The organism is Haloferax sp. KTX1, assembly GCF_902410085.1.
Classification (GTDB): domain Archaea; phylum Halobacteriota; class Halobacteria; order Halobacteriales; family Haloferacaceae; genus Haloferax; species Haloferax massiliensis.
The window spans coordinates 131709-157161 of record NZ_CABPRH010000006.1 but is presented as its reverse complement, the minus strand read 5'-3'; the positions used below and the strand labels follow the sequence as shown (position 1 = coordinate 157161).

At 62.9% G+C, this 25453-nt stretch carries 17 protein-coding genes; 8 read left to right on the top strand and 9 right to left on the bottom strand.

Annotated elements, in window-relative coordinates:
- The first annotated feature begins 383 nt into the window (after positions 1-383).
- Positions 384-2798, top strand: coding sequence for a type IV secretory system conjugative DNA transfer family protein (locus FY251_RS11645; protein ID WP_394349428.1), 2415 nt, complete (start codon positions 384-386; stop codon positions 2796-2798).
- Positions 2799-2849: 51 nt separating this feature from the next.
- Here the strand turns inward: FY251_RS11645 and FY251_RS11640 are convergent, their stop codons facing one another.
- Positions 2850-4100 (bottom strand): hypothetical protein, encoded by a 1251-nt coding sequence (locus tag FY251_RS11640; protein ID WP_148415018.1) that lies wholly within the window; start codon positions 4098-4100, stop codon positions 2850-2852.
- A 498-nt stretch (positions 4101-4598) separates the two neighbouring features.
- On the opposite strand from FY251_RS11640, the gene FY251_RS11635 reads away from it, so the two are divergent.
- On the top strand, positions 4599-5867 hold the full coding sequence (locus FY251_RS11635; RefSeq protein ID WP_148415017.1) for an RNA-guided endonuclease TnpB family protein: 1269 nt from the start codon (positions 4599-4601) through the stop codon (positions 5865-5867).
- A gap of 148 nt (positions 5868-6015) precedes the next feature.
- Here FY251_RS11635 and FY251_RS11630 read toward each other — a convergent pair whose 3' ends face one another.
- Positions 6016-6204, bottom strand: coding sequence for a hypothetical protein (locus FY251_RS11630; protein ID WP_148415016.1), 189 nt, complete (start codon positions 6202-6204; stop codon positions 6016-6018).
- A 319-nt stretch (positions 6205-6523) separates the two neighbouring features.
- Here FY251_RS11630 and FY251_RS11625 point away from each other — a divergent pair, with 319 nt between their 5' ends.
- From FY251_RS11625 to FY251_RS11615, 3 genes are all read left to right on the top strand, one after another.
- Positions 6524-7114, top strand: a complete 591-nt coding sequence (locus FY251_RS11625) for a hypothetical protein (protein WP_148415015.1) — start codon at positions 6524-6526, stop codon at positions 7112-7114.
- A 50-nt stretch (positions 7115-7164) separates the two neighbouring features.
- Positions 7165-8004, top strand: a complete 840-nt coding sequence (locus FY251_RS11620; RefSeq protein ID WP_148415014.1) for a DUF4870 domain-containing protein — start codon at positions 7165-7167, stop codon at positions 8002-8004.
- A 327-nt stretch (positions 8005-8331) separates the two neighbouring features.
- The gene (locus FY251_RS11615; RefSeq protein ID WP_148415013.1) at positions 8332-9033 is read left to right on the top strand and encodes a heme-binding protein; all 702 of its coding nucleotides are present in this window, start codon (positions 8332-8334) and stop codon (positions 9031-9033) included.
- Between the two features lie 93 nt (positions 9034-9126).
- Here FY251_RS11615 and FY251_RS11610 read toward each other — a convergent pair whose 3' ends face one another.
- Positions 9127-10965 carry a choice-of-anchor I family protein gene (locus FY251_RS11610; RefSeq protein ID WP_255516679.1) on the bottom strand — a complete coding sequence of 613 codons (1839 nt, stop codon included), beginning with the start codon at positions 10963-10965 and terminating at the stop codon, positions 9127-9129.
- A gap of 1195 nt (positions 10966-12160) precedes the next feature.
- On the opposite strand from FY251_RS11610, the gene FY251_RS11605 reads away from it, so the two are divergent.
- Together FY251_RS11605 and FY251_RS11600 are read left to right on the top strand one after the other, a co-directional pair.
- Complete coding sequence (locus FY251_RS11605; protein ID WP_148415012.1) at positions 12161-12502, top strand: hypothetical protein; 342 nt, start codon at positions 12161-12163, stop codon at positions 12500-12502.
- A gap of 383 nt (positions 12503-12885) precedes the next feature.
- Positions 12886-13161, top strand: a complete 276-nt coding sequence (locus FY251_RS11600; RefSeq protein ID WP_089776799.1) for a hypothetical protein — start codon at positions 12886-12888, stop codon at positions 13159-13161.
- Positions 13162-13230: 69 nt separating this feature from the next.
- On the opposite strand, the gene FY251_RS11595 is transcribed toward FY251_RS11600, so the two are convergent.
- Both FY251_RS11595 and FY251_RS11590 read right to left on the bottom strand, forming a co-directional pair.
- Positions 13231-17157: a heparinase II/III family protein gene (locus tag FY251_RS11595; protein WP_148415011.1), complete on the bottom strand. Its 3927-nt coding sequence runs from the start codon at positions 17155-17157 to the stop codon at positions 13231-13233.
- Positions 17158-17290: 133 nt separating this feature from the next.
- Complete coding sequence (locus tag FY251_RS11590; RefSeq protein ID WP_148415010.1) at positions 17291-18463, bottom strand: hypothetical protein; 1173 nt, start codon at positions 18461-18463, stop codon at positions 17291-17293.
- A 726-nt stretch (positions 18464-19189) separates the two neighbouring features.
- On the opposite strand from FY251_RS11590, the gene FY251_RS11585 reads away from it, so the two are divergent.
- Positions 19190-20407, top strand: coding sequence for a succinylglutamate desuccinylase/aspartoacylase family protein (locus FY251_RS11585; RefSeq protein WP_187367403.1), 1218 nt, complete (start codon positions 19190-19192; stop codon positions 20405-20407).
- Between the two features lie 51 nt (positions 20408-20458).
- On the opposite strand, the gene FY251_RS11580 is transcribed toward FY251_RS11585, so the two are convergent.
- The 4 genes from FY251_RS11580 to FY251_RS11565 all read right to left on the bottom strand — a co-directional run bounded on the left by FY251_RS11580 (position 20459) and on the right by FY251_RS11565 (position 25429).
- Positions 20459-21577 (bottom strand): TrmB family transcriptional regulator sugar-binding domain-containing protein, encoded by a 1119-nt coding sequence (locus FY251_RS11580; protein WP_148415009.1) that lies wholly within the window; start codon positions 21575-21577, stop codon positions 20459-20461.
- A gap of 104 nt (positions 21578-21681) precedes the next feature.
- Positions 21682-22737 (bottom strand): ABC transporter permease, encoded by a 1056-nt coding sequence (locus tag FY251_RS11575; RefSeq protein WP_148415008.1) that lies wholly within the window; start codon positions 22735-22737, stop codon positions 21682-21684.
- Positions 22734-23864: an ABC transporter permease gene (locus FY251_RS11570; RefSeq protein ID WP_148415007.1), complete on the bottom strand. Its 1131-nt coding sequence runs from the start codon at positions 23862-23864 to the stop codon at positions 22734-22736. Before FY251_RS11570 ends, FY251_RS11575 begins: the two co-directional genes overlap by 4 nt.
- Entirely contained in the window at positions 23861-25429 is a 1569-nt protein-coding gene (locus FY251_RS11565; protein ID WP_148415006.1) for an ABC transporter ATP-binding protein, read from the bottom strand. Before FY251_RS11565 ends, FY251_RS11570 begins: the two co-directional genes overlap by 4 nt.
- Positions 25430-25453 lie beyond the last annotated feature (24 nt).

Sequence of the window (25453 nt, the reverse complement as noted above, 5' to 3'; positions counted from 1 at the left end):
ACCGAATCGAAGGTCGCACACACCACGGCGAAGACGCAAAATCGATCTACGACTCACTACGCAATCGCGTCACGATCGACCCAGAACACTCGAAGCTCACTGCGAGACTTCCGTGGACCGAAAATGCCAGTCGTGGACTCGTCATGGATGGGTGTGAACTTCCGGTGCTCTGTCTCGTAGATGCAGCCAGCCTCCCGACAAAAGCTCACCGTGGACTCGCCCCCACACCGACAGACGAACACGGGCTTCCACGCCCACCGCGTGATCGGATCGAGCGGTATCGAACAGCGGGGTTCACACTCGGCCATGCACAGACGGCCGACGGCGATGCCGAAGCCGTCCCCATCTCACTGCCGCCAGCACTCCAACCGCTCCACGTTGGTATGTTTGGCCGGACCGGGTCAGGCAAGTCATCGAGTCTGGTTGCGGCGCTGCTCGCGAATCACGCAGCAACCGATGGCGCAGATATCCTCATAGACCCCAAAGGCGACGGGATGGCCGACGACTATCTCCGAGCACACTATGCGAAATACGGCACTCTCGATGACGTCTACTACTTCGATTGCACAGAGACACTCCCCGCGCTGTCGTTTTTCGATATTCGCGACCAACTCGATGCAGGCATCGACCGGACGACTGCTGTCGAAGACGTCGTCGACCACTACATCGATATCCTGATCGGCATCATGGGTCGCGACCGATTCGAACAGGCGGTTCGGTCACCCGACATCATTCGCTACGTCCTCAAAGCGATGTTCGATCCGATTCATGGGTCGAACGCATTTAGCCATCGTGAGTTCCAGACGGCAGTCGCCAGATTACACGAAACGCGCGACCCACCGCCGGTGGTAGATGAAGATCTCCAAGCGATGCTCGCCGGTGTCGCCGCCAATTCGAAGCGCTCGTTCGACGAGCTCATGCAAGGGGTTGCAAATCGTATCGAGAAAATCCCACTCGATGCACGCCTTGCACAGATATTCAATCATACCCCAGCCGACGATCGTGATGCCCCGAAATTCGATCTTCGGAGACTCATCGACGAAGACGCAGTCATCATTATCGAGACGGGTGGTCTCAGACCGGCCTCACAACGTGTCATCACGCTTGTCATCCTCTCGGCACTGTGGACTGCCCTTCGACGCCGAACCCAACAAGGTGACGACGAAACAGACCACCCACTCGTGAATCTGTATCTCGAAGAAGCCGCGCAGTTATCGACGTCATCGCTCTTGTCAGACCTCCTTGCCCAGTCTCGTTCGTTCGGCCTCTCGATTACCTTGGCGATGCAGTTTCCTGCACAACTCAAAGAAGCCAATCCAGAGGCCTATCGCGAAGTCCTCAATAACGTCTCAACGATTGTCACGGGGAACGTCGCAGTCGACCCGGAGTTCAGTCGGCGATTTGCAACAGCCGAACTTCCCGCAACGGAAGTCCAAACCCGACTCCGGGCGCTTCGTCGTGGCCAGTGGCTCGCAACGCTCCCTGCGGGATTCGGACAACCAGAGCCACACCCGTTCGTCCTCCAAAGTCCACCACTCCCAGCTGGCCACCCAGAAAGTGAGGCCCCGTTTTCGCCCGCTCGTGAGACAGCATACGCGACAGCACTGGAGTTGTGTACTACTCGATCTTCCCACACGTCTGGGATCGATGTCTCGAAGATTGGCAGTCGGGCCACCACAGAGCAAACACACACGTCACTGGGCCACCGTGAATCAACGCCGCTTGCTGATTCAGAAGCGTCGACACACCACGCGACTCCCGAGCCCTCACAGACACCATCCGGGCACTCACCACCAGAACCCTACCCAGATCGGAACGCACCAACACCCGATGCCCGTATCAACTCTGCGCTACCCTACACGTCGCGTCTCCCACCGATGGTTGTGTATGACTCAGAAGTGCACGTCGTCGTCTGTGAGGAGTGTTCGACTCGATACGACCCAACACTCACGGGCATCAAAAACGCCGTCGAGTGCTGTCACAGCCTCGATGACGTTGACCGCGATGACATCCCAATCTCACAACTCCCACTCAAACTGTCTGCAGTCGAACGCGGCAGTAGTGCCTTTACTGACGCACAACTGCGATTCCTCCAAGCGGTCTACTCTGCACATCAGCGTCGATTCGACCCCGAGTTCGAGTACGACCTCTTGTATGACAGTATGGTTCGTCTGCAAGAATACACCGGCATCAGATATCAGGAAGTAGAAGAACTCATCGATGGCGGATCTCTCTCGGTCGATTGTAAGTATCCACACAAGCTCTACACAGTCACACCAAAAGGTCGTCGTGCGATTGCAGTTCGCCATCGCGAAGGCATCGCTCACGGCCACGGCCGCGGCGATCTGAGTGAGTCAAGTCTCCACGTCGTCATGGTCGAACTTGGCCGGCGGTATCTCGAAGCACAGTTCGTTGACGACGATGACTCGGAAGCTGTCGAAGCTGTTGCATACTACGAACACGAAGGCTCGCGTCTGGATGCGGTCTGTCTCGATGAGCATGGCGACATCGCCGTCACCCTCGAAGCTGAGCGAGCGAATCACGATATTTTGACTGCAGTTCCAGACGACTATGACAAGATGGCTGCGTGCGATCCCGAAGCAGCGGTGTGGGTCGTGAAGAATCGAAGTGATGCACATGAGGTCCTCCGTGCACTCAACGAACCAAACGAGGGCTACCCACGCGTCGAAAAAACCTACAGTTCGAATTCGCCGCCATCGTCGTTCAAGATTCACCAACCCGGATTCACCGAGATGCGCACGCTACAGGAGCTGCAGTCGGTACTGTCCCAGTCGTGAAAATCGCCAGTCACCAGTTACAAACGAGAGAACCAACGAAACAGGGCTGGGCTACCGTCTGAACCACCCAAACAGCGACCACCCACGACCACTCTCATCTGTCTCGCCTTCCGCAGCGACCGCCGCTTCGAGTTCACGTCGCCGTTCGCGTTCGGTTTCCAACTCCGCTTGTAATCGTTCGTTCTCTGCGAGTGTCGCTTCGAGATGACTCTGCAGGTCTCTGAGTCGTTCGAGAGTGCTGGTATCGCGAGCTGAGGCTATCTTTTCACTGTCGGTTGGTGTGGCCGATGTCGGCTTACGTGGTGGCTGGTGGTCCCCACGTCCAGTTCCATCTCGGGTGGAGTCTGTGCGCGATAGTGAACGGCCGGCTGTAGTCGACCACTGTGAGGGGTCATAAAACTCGGACGTGCCTGAAACCGACCGCTCAATGGTCTTTTCTCCGTATGTTGACCCATCGGCGAAATGAACGTCATCCCATTTCTTGCGATACAGTCCAGAGTCTCGGAGAAGCCGGTCTATCTGTGCTGCGTCGCCACCTGTCCAAAACGCGAGGATCGAACACAGCGCCATGTCCGCTTCTGAGTGGCTGTCGTACGCGCTCGTGTCACCTTTCCACAGTCGGCTGAATTTCAGGCCGTTTGCTGCGTTCGATGCACGTTCGACCACATCTTCGTCGGTGAGGTCGTTTCCTGGCGTGTCGACAGCACTCGGTTTCTGAATCGTGCTGTCTGTGTTTGATGTGTGTTGGTCACGCTGGGTGTGTTGTGTCTCGAAGTACGCACCGTGGATTTCGGTGAGTTCGTCCGTTCGGTCAGCAACTGTCGTGGGCGTCTCGTCGACGTGGTCACCAGTCACCGTAAAGAATCGCGCGTCTTCGTAGAGTTCGAGGTTCCCTGTTCGGTTGCCACCTGGCGGCAGTGATCCACGGACGATGACGTGATAGCCCGTTCCTGACGGACTAACCTCTGTATACGACGCAAGCTGGTCGATGATCTCTGTGGCCCATTCGTCTGTCTCGCCCGTTTTACGACTGCGGCATTTGTCGAGATCGACACCAACATACGGGTCGTCAGTACTGAACACGAAGCCGACACCATCTGCCGCGCCATCTGTTGCATACGCGAGCGCGTCGTCGAACGTCGTCCACGTCGCCGCATCGGTTGCAGAAGCGTAGCCGCCGTTCACCGAGACTGGAACCTTCGTTTCGGCCCCATCGCGTGTCTGTTTACGCCATCCCACCCAGTGGTCCCGTTCGAGGAGTTCGTCGGGGAGTGTGTCGCGTGCGGGTAGGGGTGGAGCCATCGGTACTCGATGGTCTCGTAGACACGTAGATAGCTATTTCGTGCTGCTACACCGGTGCGTCAATTTCTCTGGGTTCTGTGGAGATACGATGGGGGTTCGCTCAGTGTACACAAACCCACGGCTCTGTTGAAATCCTCCGCAATTGATAGTTTCCCACCTTCAACCGCTCAGTACAGGGGACTCACGGATCGCTCAATACAGGGAACTCAGGAATCGCTCAGTAAAGGATAGCCAGTTGACATCAAACCATTTAACCGAATCTCCGGGCATTGATTCTCTATGGATGTCCGCCGTGCCCTCCTCGGCAACCCTGACCTACGCCGCCGTCTTGCTGGCACCATCGTTATGGAAGTTACAAGGCTAAAACCCCGCCCTTCAGGGCGGGGATACAGCCGACAATTCCTCCACTAATCACGCTCGATGGTCCTGTTGGATATTCTACGTTCAGTCGTCACTTTTAATACCTGAATTTCCATAACTGGTTATGGACTCAGTCCGATGCTGGAGACAACCCGCACTTATCGAGCGAAAATCGTCAACCACCAACAGGTGAGCGACGACCTCGACCAGTGCGGGTTCTCCGCGTCGAAACTGTGGAATGTCGCCCGATACTACACGCAAGGCCGATGGGATGAAGACGGGGAAATCCCCGACGACGGCGAACTCAAATCCGAACTCAAGGAACACGAACGATACAGTGACCTACATTCTCAGTCAAGTCAGCGAGTTCTTGAAGAACTTGCTGAGTCGTTCACAAGTTGGTACAAAGCACGCCAACGAGGAGACGAGGACGCCAACCCACCCGGCTATCGCAAACACGGCGACGAACACCCGCGCTCCACCGTGACGTGGAAGCAAAAGGGCATCAGGCACGACACCAAGCACAATCAACTCCGTCTGAGCAAGGGGTTCAACCTGAAGACTCACCGTTCGGACTTCATCCTCTGCGAGTACGAAACACGCCCCGACGTGACCGTGGAGAACATCCAGCAAGTGCGGGCCGTGTGGAACGGCGACCACTGGGAACTCCACCTCGTCTGCAAAGTCGAAATCCCCGTAGAGGACGCACCCGGCGACAACACCGCTGGAATCGACCTCGGCATCAAGAACTACCTCGCTATCGCCTATGACGACGGTGATGCGGAGTTGTATCCGGGGAACGTCCTGAAGCAAGACAAGCACTACTTCACCCGCGACGAGTACGACACGGAAGGCGAAAACGGCCCGTCACGACGTGCTCTCCGTGCCCGACAGAAGTTGTCTCGGCGGAAAGACCACTTCCTGCACGCCCTCGCCAAACACATCGTTGAACGGTGCATCGACCATGAGGTAGGCCACATCGCCATCGGTGACTTGAGCGAGATTCGAGAAGACGAAAATGGTGAGTCTCGGAACTGGGGCAAGCGTGGAAACAAGAAACTCCACGGATGGGAGTTCGACCGCTTCACGACCTTGCTCGAATACAAGGCAGAGGAACACGGCATCCTCGTTGACCGAACGAGCGAACGAGACACGTCGAAGACGTGTTCGTGCTGTGGTCGGAAGCGTGATGCGAATCGCGTGGAGCGTGGCCTGTACGTCTGCGAGTCGTGCGGGACGACGATGAACGCAGACGTGAACGGTGCAGTGAATATTCGCAGAAAGATAACTCAGAATCCCCCAACTAGGGATATGAGTAACGGTCGTTTGGCACGGCCAGTAGCCTACCTGTTCAACCAAACCTCCGGGTCGTTCCACCCGAGGGAACAGGTAGGTTGCGAACCCTAATATCCCAACGCTCGGGAATCCTCGCCCTTCAGGGCGGGGAGGATGTCAATCTGGGTGTGCTCACCGCGCTGGCTCTCGGATATCTCTTGACGTACGAACTGGACCTGTGGTGACGCCCAACCACAACCCACCCGAGAACGTCGCCACCTCACCCGTTGGACTGCCGACGGAGTTCGTTAATTACTGTGGGAAGCACAATACCCACACCGAACAGCGCAACGAGTTCCACAAGCCCATTTCCCAGATACTCCTGTGCCAGATACCAGGCAGTGAGCCCGAGAAACATGAACACGAGCGTCGTCTTCGTCTCGGCGCTCAGGAGTCGGTCACGAGCCATACTGGGTGGTTTCAGGGAGCGCTCCGGGATAAAGTCGACCCAAGGTCATTTCCGTGAGGGTTGCGACGCCTCAGGAATCCCGTCGTCCACATCGGAGTCCACATCGGCACTAGAACGCGCGTGATGTCTTCCGACAACGACAGACACAGAGTCGAGTGAACGACGGTACCGACTACCACAACCAGTATCGAAGTCTCGGTGTCCATCCGGAAGACCGTTCTCACAGCGATGACCGGGCGTTTCACGGCCGTGAAACGGCGGTTCGTGGGGTCGAAAAATCCGTCTCGATTTAATAATCCCCGTCGACAACGGTGGATCCGTGTCCACGCTCCCGTCATGGATCGATGAACGAATCGATCGGAACCTCGACAACACGCTCACACAAGAGCACGTCGTTGAGACGATGATCGAGTCCGATCGACCGTTCTTCTCCCTCCGGCAACTGCACGCACGAATCAAACCCGAAGTGAGCAGGGCAACAGTTCGAAATCGGTTACAGGAGTTACAAGCAATCGACGTCGTGGCCACAGAGACGTATCCCGACTCGATCACCCTGTACTACATTAACCATCCAGCGTCGGACTGGCCCCTCTCGCCCGAGGGAAAACGCGCGCTAAACGCAGATACCCCGCTTGACCGGCTCTCCACACGAGGATTCCTCACGCTATCGGACACGGCAGGAATCCGCACGCTCGTACTCGCCGGGCTTCAGTTGAGTTTAGTGCTATTCGCTTTCGGCGGTGTTCTCACGATCGTCGGCGCTGATATACGCAGCACGCAGAGCGATATCGTGCTGTGGGACACCGCAGTCGATCTGCTCGTAACCAGCCTGGCGTTGCTCGTCGTAGAGCGACTCGTTCGCTGGGTTCGCGACCGCTACGGCCCGCTGAACCTCCTCTCATCGACATAACCAGCACACCCAACAGTACCTCATCACCCACCACAACCCTCCAAATCCCAATGACATCGACATTCACGCCCGCCACACCCGGTCCCGAACTGCTCAACGAACGATCGATCGGCGGCATTCTCGTCCACCTGCTGTCGATCCCAACCGGCGTCATCGGCGCCGGACTGGTGTATCTTGTCGCGACCAACGAGTTCACGAAACGAAACGCCCGCAACGCTCTGGACTGGCATTTCACCGTGCTGGCACTGACAGTACTGACGTTCGGTTCCGTATTCGTCTACGCCGAACTCACCGAACAGGGCATCACCAATGTCGTTACGCTTTCCGCACCCATCGCCGCTGGGGCCGGTCTCGTCATCTCAGCGTTGCTCCTCGTCTGGATGATCGTCACGACCTGTACGTTCTTGTTCGGATTCATCGCAACCGGCAAGGCAATATTCGGGGACGCGTGGCGGTATCCGCTGACGCCGGCGCTCGTCGAACGGTTCGGCTCACAGGTCGAAGTCCCCGGCGGATGGCCAGGTGTTATCGTCGGCTACGTGGTCATCGCACCGCTCGTCATCGGAACTGCATTTATCGGACCACACGAGGGAGCGGCCGTCCTCGCAACTGTGTTCGGCATGTTCGGTCTTATCATGATACTCGTTCCGCTGACCGGCGTTGCGATGTATCTTCACGTGAAACGCACGAGCGCCGCAGGTGCGAACTGGATGCCGCATCTCGTCGCGTACATTGGAGCGCCCGTTCTCGTCGCTGTCCTCGCATACGCTCTCTCGGGGACGTTTACCGACTCAATCAACCCCGGGGGCGACGCGATGTATGTCTTCCTCGCAGCGTTCTGGGTTGCCTCACTCGCGTACGTGTTGCGGTGGAGAACGACGTTGCGCTGATCGGATGCGAACAGTTCGCGCAACTCAGCCCTGAATTTCGAGTGCTGGCACCAACGACATCCGAAAACTGAGTTACCACGATGGCGAAGGCGGAACCGTAGTAACAACTCGAAACTCCCGAAACGACGAATGCGGAGCGTCTAGGGACCGCGAGTGGAACGTCACGCTCGAACCAGTACTCCATCTGGTTCGACATTCGCGACACCACCCACCCCCGCGACTTCATCTGTTATCGCCCTGGTCGACTGTGTTCACAGCCGAAGTCGACGCGAGCGGAACGCAGAGCCACACAAGTCGGCTTTTGCAGTCGCGTCGCCTACACAGGACATGGATTGGAAGACGAAAGCGAAGTTGGGTGCGGGCATCGTCGGCGTGGGACTGGCCGCCGCAGCAGTCTGGACGGCCGTCGATCTCGTGAACAACCGCGGGACTGAACGAGTCCCCTACAAGACGGTTGAGCGAATCGATGGTGTCGAACTCCGGCGATACCCGGAGACGATTCGCGTCCAGACCACCGCGTCTAACGGCCGAGAGGCGTTTTTCCGCCTGTTCAACTACATCGACGGTGCGAACGAAGGCGGCACGTCCGTCTCGATGACCACGCCCGTCGAAACGGGCGCGGACACGAGAGCCACCGGAGACGCCGATGACGGGGCCAGCGTGACGGGCGAGTCGATCTCGATGACCGCCCCCGTCGAGACAACCCGAGAAGACGGTGCGACGATGTCGTTTTTCCTCCCTGCAACGTACACGCCGGAGACCGCTCCGGAGCCAACGAACGATGACGTGAAGCTCGTCGTCGACCCGCCACGGACGCTGGCCGTCCTCCGCTTTTCGTGGTGGGCTCCGAGCGTCCGCGTCTCGCTGAAAGAACGCACCCTCCGGAAGACGCTGGCGCAAGCCGGCATCGAACCGACGAGTGAGCCCCGCCTCTTGCGCTACGACGCGCCCTTCACGCCCCCGTGGCTCCGTACGAACGAGGTCGTCGTCGAGGTGGACACGACGAGTGTTCGGCGGGCGCTAAGGTGAGAACACGGAGACGGTCTGTACGTTGGTGTTTCGTGTGCGTATACGACCCCCCGGTGTTCAAGCCGGGGAGACTGTCATCGACCCGCCGTTACATTACGACCGCCGGCCGTTTCCACGACCGTTGGCGTTTCCGTTCTCGTGTCCGTTTCCACGTTCCTTGACGTGTTCGTTCTTGTGTCCGTTCCCACGCGAGTCGGCGCTGCACGATCCCACAACGTCATCGCTCTCGTCGCTCGTCACGCGGAATATCGCCGTCGTCCCGCTGATCTCGTGGCCGACGAAGACGAGCGGGTCGTCAATCGGGCTCTCCTCGGCGGTCGCGAAGTCCAGTCCCTCCGGACCGAGGTCGCCCGCAGCGCCAGCGGGGGCGTCACCGTCTTCGATGGCCGACTCGATGTCGACCGAGAAGTCCCGGTTGTTGACGTACTCAACGAACGTGGCACACTCGGGCTCGGTGATGTCGTAGACCATGATGCCGCCGATGCGTTCGAGTCCGATGAACGCGTAATACCGGTCGCCGACCTGCCCGATTGTGAGCCCTTCCGGCTCGGGGCCTTTGTTGTCGCTGCGGCCGTCAGGGTCGTGCTCGTTGTTGTCGTTGTTAAACTGGTCGTCGAATCGCTCTGCGGTGATGTCCTCGAAGTCGCTCCCGCTGTCGAACACCCGCTCGCCGTTCGTCGTGAAGATGCTGAACGACCGCCCGCCGAAGACGTACAGTTCCTCGTAGCGCCCGTCACCGTCGACGTCACCGAGCGTCGTCGTCACGCCTTTGGCCCCGAGATTCTCGGGCTGTTGGAGTTCCTCGACGCTGTCGATGCCTTCGATCTCGTCGAAGTCGAACGCTCCGGGGTCAAGTCGGAGGTCAGAGATTTCCGCCTCCTCGCTGAACGAGTCGTAATCGCGGCTGTCGCCCTCGTTGGCCGTCACGAGGTAGGTCTTGCCATCGGGGCTGTACGCGCCGATTGCGTCCGGCTGGAGAATCCCGTTGATCGGCCAGTTCCGGACGTTGACCCCACCGTCCTCGTTGCTTGCATCGAGTTCGTTTCCGGCCAGACTGTAGTCCTTGAACCCCAACGGCAGGAGATTCTTGATTTTCGCCGTGTCGATGTCAATCTCCGCAATCGCGTTGTTCTCTTGCAGCGAAACCCACGCTGTTTTCGAGTCGTCGCTCACGGTCACATACTCCGGCTCGAAATCCTGCGACGCGCTCGCGTTCGGGCCGAAGATGCGGATGCCCTGCTTTCGGAGCTGCTTTTGTTTCCCGTCGAAGGCGGTGAAGTCGGCGGTGCTGACCGTGGGGGTATCCGCGCCGTCGGAGACGTTGACGATGCTGACGGAGCCGCGGGGGTCGTACGCGTAGTTGTCCGTCGGCTCGCCCTCGTTCGCGACGAGCACTCGCGTTCCGTCCGGGGTGAAAGTGACCTTGTCCGGAAGCGGGCCGACCGGTGCGGTCCCCAGGCGTTCGAGCGTCTCGGGGTCGTAGAGCCCGACTAACCCGGAGTCCTGGGCGACCTCTGCTTCGAGCGCCACGGCGACAACGTCGGCGGACGTCGCGACGCTGTTCGCGGAACTCACGCCGTCGAGTTCGCTCGCGGCGTCGAGTGCACCGACCTTCTCTGGTGCAGTTGGGTCCGAGACGTCCAGGACGTCGACGCCACCGAGGTCGGCGTTGATCACGAACAGCCGCTGTGTGGGGGCGTGGTAGGCGATGATTTCGGCCCCACCTTCGTCGAAGAGCCCCGACTCGTACCGGCCGATCTGTTCGAGCGTTACGTTCTCGTCCCCCGAAACTCCACCCGCAGTCTCGGAGCCACTCAGCGCTTGGCTGTCGCCCGCGACAGCCGTGCCTGCGAGGAGTCCAAGGACGGTTCCACCTGTGAGGCCCAAGACGGCTCGACGACCGATATCGCTCGTCTGTTGTGATCGTTCCACAGTCGATAGCTTCTGTCGGCCACGTTAAGCACTTATAATAGCTGACCTGATTGCTACGTAGTGAACTGTTGACGATACTACGGAATCAAGGGACTCCCCGCCCGTTTGAGCCAGGATGAATCCGGCCGTTGCGTTCGTCATCTACTGTTCGGAAGGTGGTGCAGATAGCCCGTCTGTGATGCGCTGGGAACAACGCCTGATCGAGGACTCGTATCTGATAGCACACCTGCGACAGACTCCCGCGTCCAATTCCTGTGGAGAATCTAACACCGCTACTACCGAAAATTGGACATGCTTGACGACCAGTCATCCGCGACAGCGACCACGCGAACACCCCGACCATCGTGCTACACCTCTAGCGAAAATTGCGATCGATTCTACACCGTAGTGGCGAGGGTGAACCGGGTCACACGCGCTACACACCCCGATACGCAACGGTGTACATGGACGACGATTCTCCGCAAAGGTGTACTCGGTTCGCGTCGATCACTGACGTATCCGGGGTCGACATCGACGCCGGCTGTGTGGCACTCGTCACTCACCCGATTCCGACCGGCGTGCGTCTCACACCGCTCGCTGGGGGGATTCGCCTGTTCCCAGCCACCGTGCAGGTGCCGTCTCGACGGCCGCGTATCGTCGCTCGGCCAAGGTTGAAATGCGTCGATTCTCCGGCACACCCTCTCGAACGTGGGGTGTACCGCCCGATTTCGCGACCGGGAATCGGGACCGAGTTGGCGTCTGCACGCGCTCGCGACGCGTGACGACGACAGTTCACACACCTCTCTTTGTTCGCCGTCTGAACGCTCATTTCGGGACGTTCGACCTGAAATGGGGGTTCGTCGACGACGACCGAATATGGCCGCGATTGCCGGCCGAATTGGAGTCAACGCGACGACGGCCGAAGAGGACACGTTGTTGCGGGAGTTGACGTGGATGTACGCTGACTCGTCGCGAAAACTGGGGTGGACTGTTCCGACTACAGGAGGAAGACGAGAATTGTGCTTCCCGTCCAGTCGGTACTCAAGGGGGTCAGCCTGCTATTTTTGTTGTTCTTGGTCGCCGGCCCGATCCTCCTGTACATCCTGGTCCGGAGCCAGGGACTACTCGGAGACCCGCCCGGTCGGGGACTACAGTAGCACCCCCGACGAGACGGCGCTGACTTATATCACCGCCCGACCCGACACACGAGTACGGAATGACCGACACACGCCCACTCGCCGAGACGAGCAAACGCCTTGGGACGTACGCCCTCATTGTCGTTGTCCTCGTCGCACCCCTCGGTCCGTTTTGGTACGTCGAGTCGGCGGTAGGCCAGCAGGCCTCGCTCGCACACATTGTCGGCGCACTCCTCGTCGGGTCGCTCGTTCTTCTATGTGGACTCGTCGTCCTCGAACACTACGCGGGAGTCCGCGCGAGGACCGTCGCGTCGTTCGACGGCTTCTTCCTCGGCCTCAACGCGGGAGTGCAAGGTGGGGAGTGTCTCGGTCTCTCGCAGAACGCATCGGCGTTTCCCGGATTGGCCGGGGCGCTCGTGTGATCCCTCGGCTTTCTCGAACTGTACGACCGGATTCGGTGAACTGTCCTCTCGGTCGTGTCTCGGCGGGCGAGTCGACGACAGGCGTGTTTTGCCCTCGTCACCGCAACAATCTCCTGGAGGTACACTTAGGGCTCACAGGTCCGTTCCGACGGCATGGCTCACCACGGACCGGACTCACACCAGTTGCTGGACTAAGCACCGCTACTGGATTCGACCCGAGACGAACTCATGGGTTTGGGAGGGTACCGTCGGAAAAAAGACACATCCGATTGAGACTGACGAGCGGTTTCGGGCGTTCTCCTGCGATGTTGTCCTCGCGCTAACTTCGACGCCTGTCGTGGCCGTAATGAACATATGCCGGCGGGCGAGTGTACCAGCCACGGATGCCGACGCGAGAGCATATCGACCAGAAGCCCACGAGCGAGCAGCGAAGCGAACTCGCTGCACAGGACACCCGCGACGACGACGACCGCGTCGCGACGACGCCCAACGGCGCGTACACCGGCGGCTACGCGTATCACGAACTCGACGGAGACGGCGAAATCGTCTGCGGCGGCCACAGCGAGGGTCACTTCGTCGAGGTCACGCGCGGCGAGGCCAAGCGGACGGGCAAGACGCCCTGCGGGAAGTGCGAGTGGATTCTCGAACTGAAACGCTAGCGCCCGCCACTGCGACGCCCGTCGAGAAAGCGGCGTCCGCGTGCCGACGAGCGGGCGACCGACGGGCTCCTACCCCGACCACGTGGCGCTCAGCGGGATGACGAACCGCCCGTTTTCTTCGAGGACGTACTCGTAGCCCGCGTCCGGATCACTCGGGTCGCGGAACTGTTTGACCGTCGTCCGCTCGCCGAGTTTGAGCGTCGCCCCGGCGCTCGTCGCGTCCTCGACGCCGACGATTTCGTACGCGCCGTTTCGGCCGTCGACCGCGTCGGCGTACACCCACGAGCCGACCGCGCTCTCGATGCGCCCGGGGTCGAGCGGCCCGTTCGTCACGCTGACGCGCAGTTCGTTGTCGAGCGAGAGGCTTCGAGTGAAGCCGTCGACGGTCCCCTCGATACGCGGCCGTTGGTCGATGAGTCTCTCGCCGTCGGCCGTCAGCGACGACCCGTCGACGAGGTACGCGTGTTCGTGATTCCCCGCGTCGTCGACGGAGTAGACCGCGAACGCGCCGTCGCAGGAGAAGACGCCGTCGACAGTGTGCTGGGCCGGTTCCCCGTCGGGACGAGCGGTCGCACAGAGGACGTAGTCCGTCCGGCCGTCGTTCAGTTCGACTTGCACGGCGCGGGCGGTCGGGCCGTCGCTCTCGACGGGGACGGCGGTCACGTCGGCAATCGCTCGCTCGCCCTCGTACGATTCGATAACTGACCGGAAGACCGAACTGCCGCGTTCGGGCCGTCGGTGGGCGAGGACGTAGTTCAGCGAGTCCGGGTTGTTCCAGCGCTGTGGCGGGTCGCCGGTGGCGATTGCCACGTCGTCGCACGCCGTCAGCACCGTCAGCCGCATCCTGACGGGGTCGGCGTCGGCCGGCCGGACGTCCCAGTAGTCGAGGGCGTTCCACTCGACGCTGAACCGGTCGCCCGGGTCGGGGTCGCGCTCGACCTCCGAGAGGTAGTTGAAGCCGTTACCGACCCGCTCGTCGTACTCCGTCTGCTCCCCGGGGGCGGGCTTCGGAACGTCTCGACCGGCGTACGTCCCCCCGTCTTGCGGCGTGAGATGCAGCCGCTCGGTCGAGACACCGGACTGTTCTTCGAACTCCGTCCGGAGGAGTTCGACCGCGGTGCCGTCGACGGTGAACCCGTCGAAGTAGAGGCTCCCCGTCTGGCGCGTCCCGAGTCCGCCGAAGATGCCGACCCGGTCGTCGGTCGCACTCGGTAACTCGTAGGTTCCCCGTGCGCGGGTCGTACCGTCGGGCGATTCGAGCGCGACGTCGACGGTCGTCCCGTCCGTCGAGACGGCGAGCGAGTACCACGCCCCCTTCCTCCAGCCGTCGATCGACGTGGACGCTGCCCACGTGTTGGCCTCGGGGTAGAACAGCCCGAGCCGCGGGTCGTCACCCGAGCCGTGGTTGCCGACGCCCGCGCAGACGTGCCGACCGCGCTCGTCTTGACCGAGGTAGATGGCTTGGACGTGTTGCCAGTAGGCCTCCGTCCCGGTCGGCTGTGCGTTGATAGACACCCGCGCCTCCGCGTCGGACCCCGCGGCGACGGACAGCCCGCGGCAGTCGTGCGACTCGTCGGAGGGGTCGAAGACGCGTATCGACCACGACCCGTCGACGGCGGCGTCCCGCGAGGGTTCGATGCCGCCCGCGCCGCCGCGGGCGACGAACTCCGAGACGCCGTCTCGAAGGTCGTAGGTCACGCGGTCGCCCGGCGTCGGCGGGCCGTGGAAACTGAAGTGGTGGTCGGTCCCGCCGGCGACCGCGAAGAAGTCCACCGCGTACGAGTTCGCCTCGTCGATGGTCACCTGCGCGGTCGTTCTGCGGTATCGGTCGGTCTCCTCGTACACGTCGGCGGCGTCGACGTCGAACAGTTGGACGCGGTCCGTGTGGTCGAACCGCTTCGGGGCGGCGACCCACTGCCGGTCCTGCTGTCGCTCGTTGACGACGACGGTGTTGTGGCTCACCGTGTTGGCGGTCCAGTGCCACCGCTTCGGCCAGTCGCCGGTCTCCTCCGGATAGCCGAGGTCGGGCGAGAGGTTCAGGTCGTGGCCGAACACGCCGAGGTTGAGCGTGTCGCGGTGGCAGTGGCTCGTCCCGTAGCCGTCGTCCGGACCGAACGCGTTCCGCCCGTAGTACGTCCACACCCCGCGCCCCGTCCCGTCGGCGGCCGACCCCGCCCGGAGGGCCGTGAACCCGTAACCCGCGAGCTGTGTGCTTTCGAGGTCCAGCGGCCCGGTCGCGGCCAGCGCCGTCTGGAGCGCGGAGTCGATCTGCTCGGGGTTCCGGTCGAAGATGTCGCCTCGGAGGCCCGCGCCAGAGTTCCCGTTTCGGTGATACAGCCACTTGACGAGGCCTTCGCCCCCGTATTTCACGTACGCCCGAATCAGGGTGGCCGTGGGAATCATGTCGTCGAACCCCGGACTGCCCGTCCCGGCGGTGTCGCCGATACGCGGAACGTACCGATTGAGGAACGTCAGCCGCGACTGGGTCTCGAACGCCTGACTGACGAGCGGAGTGCGATACAGGTCGGCACCGGAATAACCGTCGTAGCCGTTGAGAACCTCGGCGGTGCCCTCGAACGCCCGAGCGACGAGGCTGTTGTAGTGGACGCTCGCCTCGTTCGAGAAGCCGTCGCGGTCGAAGTCGGCGAGGAGCTTCGACAGCACCTCGCCGCCGGTGAGACGCCAGCGGCCGAACGCCGTGCCGTTGTCTTCCTTTTCGAGCGTTCCCGCTTTGAACAGGAAGTCGAGCGCCTCGTCGGTGTAGCCGTCTCGGTCGTCCTGAACGACCGCCGAGAGCGCCACCGTCTGCTGGTGGCTCCCGAAGTTACCGCGTATCTGCGCCCGCTTGACGCCGGGGAGCATCTGCCTGATGAACCCCGATTCGATGTTCGACCGGACGGCGTCGGTGGTGTCCTTCGCTGGCAACGAGGGGTACTCGGTCGCCTTCCGGTCGAGAAAGCGCGTGAGTTCGGAATCGACGTCGAGCGCGGGGAAGACGGCGTCGTAGGCCTTCATGACGGCTTTGACCCAGTACGACTCCCAGATCGACCCGATCTGTTTGCCCTGCCCCGTCCCGCCGTGGGTCGGGTTCGGAAGCCCGTTTACCTCCGTGTACCCCCCGTCGTCGAAGTACACCGTCTCCTGCAGGCTCATGTTCGGATACACGTCGGCCAGTCGGTCGAGAAGCACCGCGACGGCGCGTGCGTACCGCTGGTCTTCGGTGTAGAGGTAGGCGTGCGAGAGGTTGTCGAGCATCGAGCGCATGCCGTAGATGACGTTCCAGTGGTGGGCCCACCCGACCGGCGTCCACCGGACGCCGGGGTCGCCGAGGTCGCCGTCCTCGTCGACCCAGCCGAGGCCGTCGTCGACGCCCCACTTCGGACCCATCTCGGGGTGTTCTTCGTTGACGAGGAGCGACCGGTCCGCGAGCGACGGGTCGAACGCGCCCGTCTCGTCGAGGCCGCTCCGGCGATACGCCTCGAAGTCGTTCGTCGGAAGCGTGTACTCGCGGTCGGATATCTTCCACTTCGCACCGGGCTTCGCCGCGTAGGAGGCCCCCGAAGCTGGCGACTTCGGTGCCCAGGCGCTCGACCACGGGTAGCTCCCCGCCGTGCCCTCGGCGAGCCACGCCGTCCGAGGGACGTGCTGTGAGCCGACGTACTCCCAGAGGTCGTCGAGCGAGAACTGGTCGAGGAGTTCGTTTGCGGCCGACACGACGCCGTCGCGTCTCGCCCGCGCCCAGTCGTGCGAGTCGATGTTCTCGCGGGCGGCCCGCCGCTTCCGGTCGGTGTAGAACGTCGCCCGCGTCTTCCGCGACGACGGCGTCTCGGAGGGGAGATAACGCCACAGCAACGCGCCGATGAGGCCGACACTCGACGCTTTCAGGAACCCGCGACGGCTCAGAGGCAACGTGGAGCCCAGATATCCGTCGGTGTCAGACCGCTCTGACGGCGGGTCGTCCGAGTCGGTCGGTGGGCCCGGATTCGTGTTAGTCATCGGTACAGTGTTGTATTCATGAAGTTTAAAACACTTTATACATTTTGATTAAAACTAATAAAATTCTGATTAGAAAAATATGCCGTGGTCTGTACTTCAGTTGCGATAGTCGGTGGTGAGTCCTCGCTGCGACCTATTCCGGCAGTTTCACTTTCGCCACGAAGCCGCCGTACTCGTCGCGCCGTTGAGGCGGGTTCCGAGAGCCACAGATGCCGAGGTGTTCCGCGTCCATCGCCGCGATTGCGTGCGGCTGTTCGGCGCGCTCGGTCCCGAACGTGTACGTCCACGTACGGTCCCCGTTCCCGTCGAGTCCGTTGAGCCACATCTGCGGACCGACGACGTCGACGCTTCGGGTTCCGACCGCGGCGTAGCCGTCTTCGAGGGCGACGATTCCGTCGGCGGTGAACTCCTGACCGTCCTCGCCGTGGGTCTTCGTCCAGACCGCGTCGCCGTCGGCCGCGGTCTTGACGAACAGCGCGTCGGTGGTGAAGGCGTCCGCCGCCCCCGTCGTCCCCGCGAGGACGTAGCCGCCGTCGACCCGGATGCACTCTTCGAGGCGGTTGTCTTCGTTCGCCGCGTAGGACGTTCGCCACCGCTCGCGTCCCGCCGCGTCGGTTCGCACCATGAGGAACTCGGTGGTGTCGTCGTCGCTCGTGCGCGTCCCCGCGAGGGTGAACCCGTCTTGGGCCCGGGTCACGGACGCGATCTCGGTGCGCGTCCCGCCCGCGTACGTCCGCGTCCAGCGAACCGCGCCGTCGGAGCCGAGTTTCGCCAGCGCCGCGCGGCCGCCGGAGGTGCCGGCGACGACGAACCCGCCGTCAGATGTCTGGACGACGTCGTTCGCCCGGTCGTCGGCGGTCGAGGAGATCTGAAACCGTTGCGTCCACCGTTCTCGACCGTTTCGATTGGTCTCGACGACGTACATCTGTTGGGCGCAGCGACCCCCCGTTGCTCCGCACAGCACGTAGCCGTTGGTCGCGGTTCGGGCACCGCCGTACGCGATGTCGAACCCGGCCTGACCGTGGGGGGTCGTCCACCGCGTCTCACCGTCGGCGTCCCAGGTGTACTGCCACGACTCCGCACCGCCGTCGGACGTGGTGGCGAGGCCGAGCGTCGTGACGCCGCCGTCGGGCGTGGAGACGGCCTCCATGAACCGCTCTCGCCCGGATTTGTCGCCAGTGCGGTACCAGACGACGTTCTCTCGATACTCGCTGAGCGGCGTCGCCTCGGTGGGAGCGGCGTCACCTTCGGTCTGCGTCGGCGTCGCGGTCGCGGTCGTCCCCGCGGCCGACAGCAGTGCTGCCAAACCGATGCTTCGGAGAACGTCCCGACGGTTCACGGGAGGTCCCGTACGTGCTGTGTTTCTGTCTGAGGAATCTGTCATTGGTCGATGGGGAAGTGGTTACGCGCGTACGGTGGACCCGAAACTGCGCACGCGACGTGCGTGGGTCGATCAGAGGTCCACCGCTGCACGCTCGCTACGCTACGTCGTCGGACCGGCGGCGACGTCGACTGGGTGCCTCTCCTGCCGCTCACCCATCCAGACGGCGTCGCACGGGACGCGCGTGTTCCGGACGGGGTGTGCGCTCGGTGGGCAGGGCGCGGATTCGCGATGCTGTTCCCGACATTACACGTCCACGCGATAATTACTACTGGCCAACATGACAAAAGGAATGTGGCGGCGAGTAGTAATATTTTACTGATATGTGTGGATAACCATAGTATCGGCCTGTAGTGGGTGATTGTTCGATTTATCGTACAGTACCAGCACCTATTTGTCAGTTCGGATTAGTGTATTGAGACGGGCGTTCACACCGTGCACGAGTACCTCCAATCGCTCCGTCAGAAACCAGATATTTCGCTGAATCGAGTTGCGACTCGCGGGTCGGGACGAGGGACGCTCGGCCGTCGCTCGCTTGCAACCGCCGCCGGGGAGACGGCGCTCCTCGGCGCGGCCGGTGACGCCGAAGCCGCGTTCTCGCCGGGCGTCGTCGGAACCGCACCGTACCTCCCCGACAGACTCTACCCGACGATGGGCACCGACGACGACAACCCCACCCTCGTCGTCTACGTCAACTTCCTGTCGGACTCCTCGCAGTACTTCGTCCAGCACAACCTCGAAGACGTCGTCCGCGAGTACGTCCTCACCGGCGACCTCAATCTCGAACTCAGATTCCTCTCGTACAAGCCCGACGACCTCGACGCGTATCTCGTCGGCGACGACGAGGGCGAGGCCCGCGCCGCTCGCGCCGCTCACGGCGTCTGGGACGTCGAACCCGAGAACTTCTGGCAGTTCTTCGAGTTCATGTTCTGGAACTTCACCACGAAGACGTACACCCACGCTCGCCTGGAGTCCTACATGGACCTCGCCGGCGTCCGCAACATCACCAAAATCGCCAACCGAGCCTACGAGGACCGCTACGACAGTCTCGTTCGCTCGGCCACCGACGAGGCCGTCCGCTACGGCATTTCGAGCGTGCCGCGCGTCCGACTCCTCCGCGACCACAAACACGGCAACTACTCCGACATCCTCGGCTGGACCCAGACCCGCCTCGACCGCGTCAACGCGGGGTCGGTCAGCACTCACTCGCTGCTGCCCGGAACGAATCACGAGACGCCCGTCCACGTCATCGACTCCGGTAAACCCGGCCCCACCGCGTTCGTCGTCGGCGGCGTCCACGGCGAAGAACCGCAGGGCTACCATGCGGCGGACTACATCAGACACCTCCGCCCGACCGGCGGCAAACTCGTCGTCGTTCCCTACGCGAACATGCCCGCGGTCAAAATCGGGGCACGGTACACCGAAGACGGCGACCTGAATCGACAGTTCCCCACCGGCTCCGAGCCGACCTCGAAGCTCGCGCGAGCGCTCTGGGACGAACTCGTCTCCCACGACCCCGACGTCGTCGTCGACCTCCACAGCTCCAGCGGCATCTACCGATACGACGGGAAAGTCGGGCAGGCCGTCTTCTCGACGCCTGCCACGCCCGAAAACGCCGGCAACGCCTGCGACTACGTCAACGAGCAGTACATCGACCGCTCGGCGTACCCGTCGCACTACGACTTCGACTGGCGCGGTTCGCTCAGCGGGTCGCGACCCCTGTTCGTCCACAAGGCGTACGGCGACTTGCGACTCCCGGGGTATATCGTCGAGACGACCCGCAAGGGGACGACCCTCGAAGACGCCGTGACGTGGGGAGTCGCCGTCGCTCGCTCCCTGCTGTGGCAACACGAGGTCTACCACGGGTGATGTCGCGCCGTGCGCTCGGGTGCGCAGCCAGCGCGTTCGCCGATGGGTACGTCAGCGATTGAACGCGTCCGAGCGGGCGAGGAGCTCCGAGACCGACTGTCCGGTGGACTCAACGACGTCGAGCGTCACGCGTCGGGCCTCGTACGGTTCGACGATCGCGCCGGGGCCGCCGACGGTCAGCCGTTCGGTGCCGTCGTCGACGGTGAACGAGTTCTCGATGGGAATCGAGTTCGTCGTCGGTTTCACGAGCCCCTGCGTGATGTCGGTAATCGTCCCCGAGCGCGTTTCGAACGCCTCGTCCGAGTCCGCCGGTCTGAGTTCGACCTCCGCGACGAGCGTGTAGCCGCGTTTCTGATACCGGGTCGCCGCGAAAATCGCGTGTCGGAAGCGATCGTACGTCGCCGGAAGCTCGTCGGGTTCGTGGAGGTAAATCTCCTCTGCGAGCGGCCAGTAGTTGCCGAGGAACGACCCCACGAGCGCGGGTGACAGGCGGTCTTCCGTGAAGCTAATCGCCTGATGGTTCGACCCCTGTCCCATCACGAACTCCGGCGGGGAAAACAGCCCGTGAGTCCGGTCGACGCAGACGAGCATCGGACCGCCGTCGGCCCAGTAACGGACGACACTGCCGAGTCCCTGCAACGCCGACTCGGAGACGGCGTCGTCGCCGTGGCCGTTGGCGAGCACGAGCGTGAGCACCCCCCGGTCGACGGCGGCCGCCAGCTCGGACGCGAGGTCCGGAAGCAACGACGCCGGCACCGACACGTTGACCTCGTTTTCGGCCTGCTGTACCAGCGACGCGATGCGCTTTTTGACGGTTGACTTGGATTTGATGACCTCGTAGCGACGGTCCTCGCCGGGGTCGGGGTTGTGGATGGCTTCGAGCTGCGTTTCGAGTGAGGACAACTGGTTCGAGAGCTGTCTGACGACGACCGCCGGGTCGACGGCGCGAATCGTCGTCGGCGTTTCGTGGTCGTTGACCTCGACGAGTCCGCGGTCCTCGAACTCCCCGAGGACGTTGTAGACGTAGCGCTTGGACACGCCGGCGCGCTGGGCGAGGTCGCTCGCTTTCGCCTCGCCCTGTTCCAAGAGCGCGACGTACGTGTCGACCTCCTTGTCGGAGAAGCCGAACGCCTTCAGCCGTTCGCGAACGGTTGGTTCATCGATGGTCACTACCCCGCCTTTCGAGGCGAACGATAATTGAACTGTTCGTTGGCGACAGGACTACGAGCGACGCGGCCGGCGGCGTCGGTTCGAACGCGGCCCCGCGAGGGGGGTTACTCTTCGGTGTCGTAGGACTCGCCGACCGCCGACGGGACGCGCGTGTAGCCGACGCCGACGAGGACGACGAGCACGGCGACGTAGGGGAACAGCCCGGTGATGCTCCCCGGAAGCGAGATGCCGATGGTCTGCAGTTGAATCTGGAGCATGTCCATCGCCCCGAACAGGAGCGACGCGCCGTAGGTCCCCAGCGGGTTGTAGTTGCCGAAGAGGTACGCGACGATGGCGATCCAGCCGCGGCCGTCGACCATCGTCACGCCGGTGCCGGTGAACCCGCTGCCGATGCCGATAGACAGGACCGCGCCGCCCAGGCCGGCCATGACGCCGGAGAAGATGACCGTCGCGTAGCGGACGCGGTTGACGTCGATGCCGGCGGTGTCGAGCGCCTCCGGATTCTCGCCGGCCGCCTGGACCCAGTAGCCGTAGCGCGTCCGGAACAGGACGACCCAGGCCGCGACGGCGACCACGATGGTCAGCAAGACCAGCGGCGAGGCGTCGAAGAACAGCCGTCCGAGGACCGGAATCTCGGCGAGGACGGGGACGGAAACCGCGTCGATGTTCGGCAGCGAGGGGCTGGAGACGCCGCCCCACAGCACGGTGGCGGCGAACGGCCCGAAGCCGAGCCCGATGAACCAGACGGCGAGGCCGGCGACGATCTGGTTGGCCTCGTACCGAATCAACAGGACGGCGAACAGCGTCGCCAACACGCCGGAGACGAGCGCGACCGCGACGAAGGCAACCCAGAGGTGTACCTGCGTGATTCCCTCGCCGCCGGCGAGGAGCCAGGCGACCGCGGCACCGACGAGCGCGCCGAATATCATGAACCCCTCCAGCCCGATGTTGAAGACGCCGCTTTTCTCGGCGTACAGGCCGCCGATGGCCGCGAGCGCGATGGGCGTCGCCGCCTGTAAGGCGCGTTCGAGCGCGCCGACCGTCACGAGGTCCGACCCCGGGAGGTCGGTGAAAAGCAGGAGCGCAATGACGGCGACGAGCGCCCCGAGGACGCCCAACAGCGTCCGGCGGTCGTCGACGAGCGCGCGAGCGGTGCTCATTCGCGGTCACCTCCGAGCGAGGTGTACTGTCCCGCCGCGCGGAACAGCTCCGGCGCGGCGACGAACAGGACGATGAGCCCGATGACGCCGTCGACGAGTTCGCTCGGCACGTCGAGCGTGAAGCCGATGTACTGGCCGCCGGCGTCGAGGCCGCCGAACAGCAGGCCGGCGGGAATCACGCCGAGCGGGTTGTTCGCCGCGAGGAGGCTCACGGCGATTGCGTCGAAGCCGAACGTGGGGAACGTGCTGGGGTCGCTGTAGTAGCCGAGAATCATGATTGCGAAGAGCGCGCCGGCGAGGCCGGCGATCATCCCGGAGATGGTCATCGTCCGGACGATCATCCGCTTGGGGTCGACGCCGGAGTACTTGGCGGCCGGCTCCTGATAGCCGCTCGTGACGAGGTCGTAACCGAAGCCGGTCCGGTCCATCACCAGATAGACGACCGCGACCGTCAGGAGCGCCACCCCGAGTCCGAGAATCGAAAACGACGGACTCTCGAAGACGAGGCCGGGAAGCCCGACGTAGTCGGGGAACTGTTCGGTGTTCGGCGCGGCGGCACCCTCCGGTCGGAGGTACGCGTCGAGCAGGAAGTAGACGACGCCCGAGGCGACGAAGTTCAGCATGATGGTCGTGATGACCTCGTTCGCGCCGGCGTACGCCTTCATCATCCCCGGGAGCGCCCCGTACGCGCCGCCGGCCGCCAGCGCCAACAGCGCGGCCAGCGTCATCAGCGGAATCGCGGAAACCGGCGAATTCGGGAGTAGCGGCGCGGCGAACAGGATGCCGAGGGTGGCCGCGAAGCCGCCGACGACGAACTGGCCCTGCACGCCGATGTTGAACACGCCCGCGCGGAACGCGACCGCGACCGCGACGCCCGTCAGAATCAGCATCGACGACTGCCGGAGCATGAACGCGAGGTTCGAGACGTTCCCGACCGCGCCGTACACGAGCGCCGAGACGAACTCGACGGCGTCGTACCCCGAGGCGGCGACGATGACCGCGCCGATGAGCAGCGCGAGCGCGGTTGCGACGAGCGCGATGACGACGCGTTCGAGCACCGACGCGTCGAGCATGCGGTCGGCGATGCGGTCCGCGAGGGACCGGACGCCGGTGGCTGCGTCGGTCACGCGTCCCCCTCCACGCCGCGCGCCGCGCGTTCGGTGCCGTCGCGGGCCCGCCCGGCCATCAGTAAGCCGAGTTCCTCTTCGGTCACGTCGTCGGGGTCGACGGTGTCGACGACCGACCCCTCGTACATGACGGCCGTGCGGTCCGAGAGCTTCTGGACCTCGTCGAGCTTCGACGAGACGAGGAGGATGGCGACGCCCGCCTCCCGCATGTCCTGGAACCGCCGGTGGATGAACTCGATCGAGCCGATGTCGACGCCGCGGGTCGGATGGGCCGCGACGAGCACCGACGGGTCGCGTTCGAGCTCGCGGCCGACGATGAACTTCTGTTGGTTGCCGCCCGAGAGCGATTTCGCGGTCGCCTCGGGGTTCCGCGGGCGCACGTCGTACTCGTCGATTATCTCGTCGGCGTGGTCGCCGATTCGCCCCCAGTCGAGGAAGAGCCCGTCGGAGAAGTCGTCCATCGTCTGATTGCTCAAAAGCGCGTTCCTGACGAGCGTGTAGTCCTGAACGAGGCCCTCTTCGAGCCGGTCGCCGGGGACGTACGAGATGCCGTCTTCGATGCGGCGGCGGCGGGACAGCTCGGTGATGTCGCGGCCCTGAAGCGAGACCGTGCCCCGCTCCGGGGTTCGCATCCCGGTGATGGCCTCGATGAGCTCCTGTTGGCCGTTGCCCTCGACGCCGGCGATACCGAGAATCTCACCCTCCCGAACCGAGAGACTCACGTCGCGGACCTGTTCGAGTCCGCGCTCGTCGCGCACGGTCACGCCGTCGACGGTGAGCGCGACCTCGCCGGGGGTTCCGCCCCGCGAGTCGACGTCGAAAAGCACCTCGCGGCCGACCATCATGCGGGCGAGCTCGTTCTGTGAGGTCTCCGAGGCGTCGACCGTTCCGACGGCCCTCCCGTCCCGGAGGACGGTGATGTCGTCGGCGGCGTGCATCGCCTCGTCCAGCTTGTGGGTGATGAAGATGAGCGACCGCCCGTCGGCGGTGAGCGCCTCCATCACGTCGAACAGCCCCTCGACTTCTTGGGGCGTCAACACGGCCGTCGGCTCGTCGAGGATGAGCGTGTCGGCGCCCCGATAGAGGCTCTTGACGATTTCGACGTGCTGTTGGACGCCGAGTCCGAGCTCTTCGATTCGCGCGTCGAGATGCTCGTCGACCGAAAAGCCGTAGGTGTCGCAGATTTCGGTGATGCGACGGCGGGCCGCGCCCTCGTCGACGAGTCCCCGCGACGAGGGCTCGTGACCGAGCACGATGTTCTGGAGGACGGTCATGTTGTCGACGAGCTGGAAGTGCTGGTGAATCATCCCGATGCCCGCCGCGATGGCGTCTCTGGGCGAGTCGAACGAACGGGGTTCGCCGTCGATAGCGATGGTCCCCTCGTTCGGGTCGTACAGTCCGTACAGGACGTTCATCAGGGTCGTCTTGCCCGCCCCGTTCTCTCCGATGACGGCGTGAATCGACCCGCGGTCGAGCGTGAGGTCGACGCTGTCGTTGGCGACGACGTCGCCGAAGCGCTTCGTGATGTCCGTGAGTTGAACTGCTGGTGCGGTCGTGTCTGTCATGGGTTGGAGTCTACGCTGTCAGTA

Bases quoted from the DNA above. Each gene is read 5' to 3' on its own strand.
- FY251_RS11645 (WP_394349428.1), top strand. From the start codon at position 384: ATGTTTGGCCGGACCGGGTCAGGCAAGTCATCGAGTCTGGTTGCGGCG.
- FY251_RS11640 (WP_148415018.1), bottom strand. From the start codon at position 4,100: ATGGCTCCACCCCTACCCGCACGCGACACACTCCCCGACGAACTCCTC.
- FY251_RS11635 (WP_148415017.1), top strand. From the start codon at position 4,599: ATGCTGGAGACAACCCGCACTTATCGAGCGAAAATCGTCAACCACCAA.
- FY251_RS11630 (WP_148415016.1), bottom strand. From the start codon at position 6,204: ATGGCTCGTGACCGACTCCTGAGCGCCGAGACGAAGACGACGCTCGTG.
- FY251_RS11620 (WP_148415014.1), top strand. From the start codon at position 7,165: ATGACATCGACATTCACGCCCGCCACACCCGGTCCCGAACTGCTCAAC.
- FY251_RS11615 (WP_148415013.1), top strand. From the start codon at position 8,332: ATGGATTGGAAGACGAAAGCGAAGTTGGGTGCGGGCATCGTCGGCGTG.
- FY251_RS11605 (WP_148415012.1), top strand. From the start codon at position 12,161: ATGACCGACACACGCCCACTCGCCGAGACGAGCAAACGCCTTGGGACG.
- FY251_RS11600 (WP_089776799.1), top strand. From the start codon at position 12,886: ATGCCGACGCGAGAGCATATCGACCAGAAGCCCACGAGCGAGCAGCGA.
- FY251_RS11595 (WP_148415011.1), bottom strand. From the start codon at position 17,157: ATGACTAACACGAATCCGGGCCCACCGACCGACTCGGACGACCCGCCG.
- FY251_RS11585 (WP_187367403.1), top strand. From the start codon at position 19,190: ATGGGCACCGACGACGACAACCCCACCCTCGTCGTCTACGTCAACTTC.
- FY251_RS11575 (WP_148415008.1), bottom strand. From the start codon at position 22,737: ATGAGCACCGCTCGCGCGCTCGTCGACGACCGCCGGACGCTGTTGGGC.
- FY251_RS11565 (WP_148415006.1), bottom strand. From the start codon at position 25,429: ATGACAGACACGACCGCACCAGCAGTTCAACTCACGGACATCACGAAG.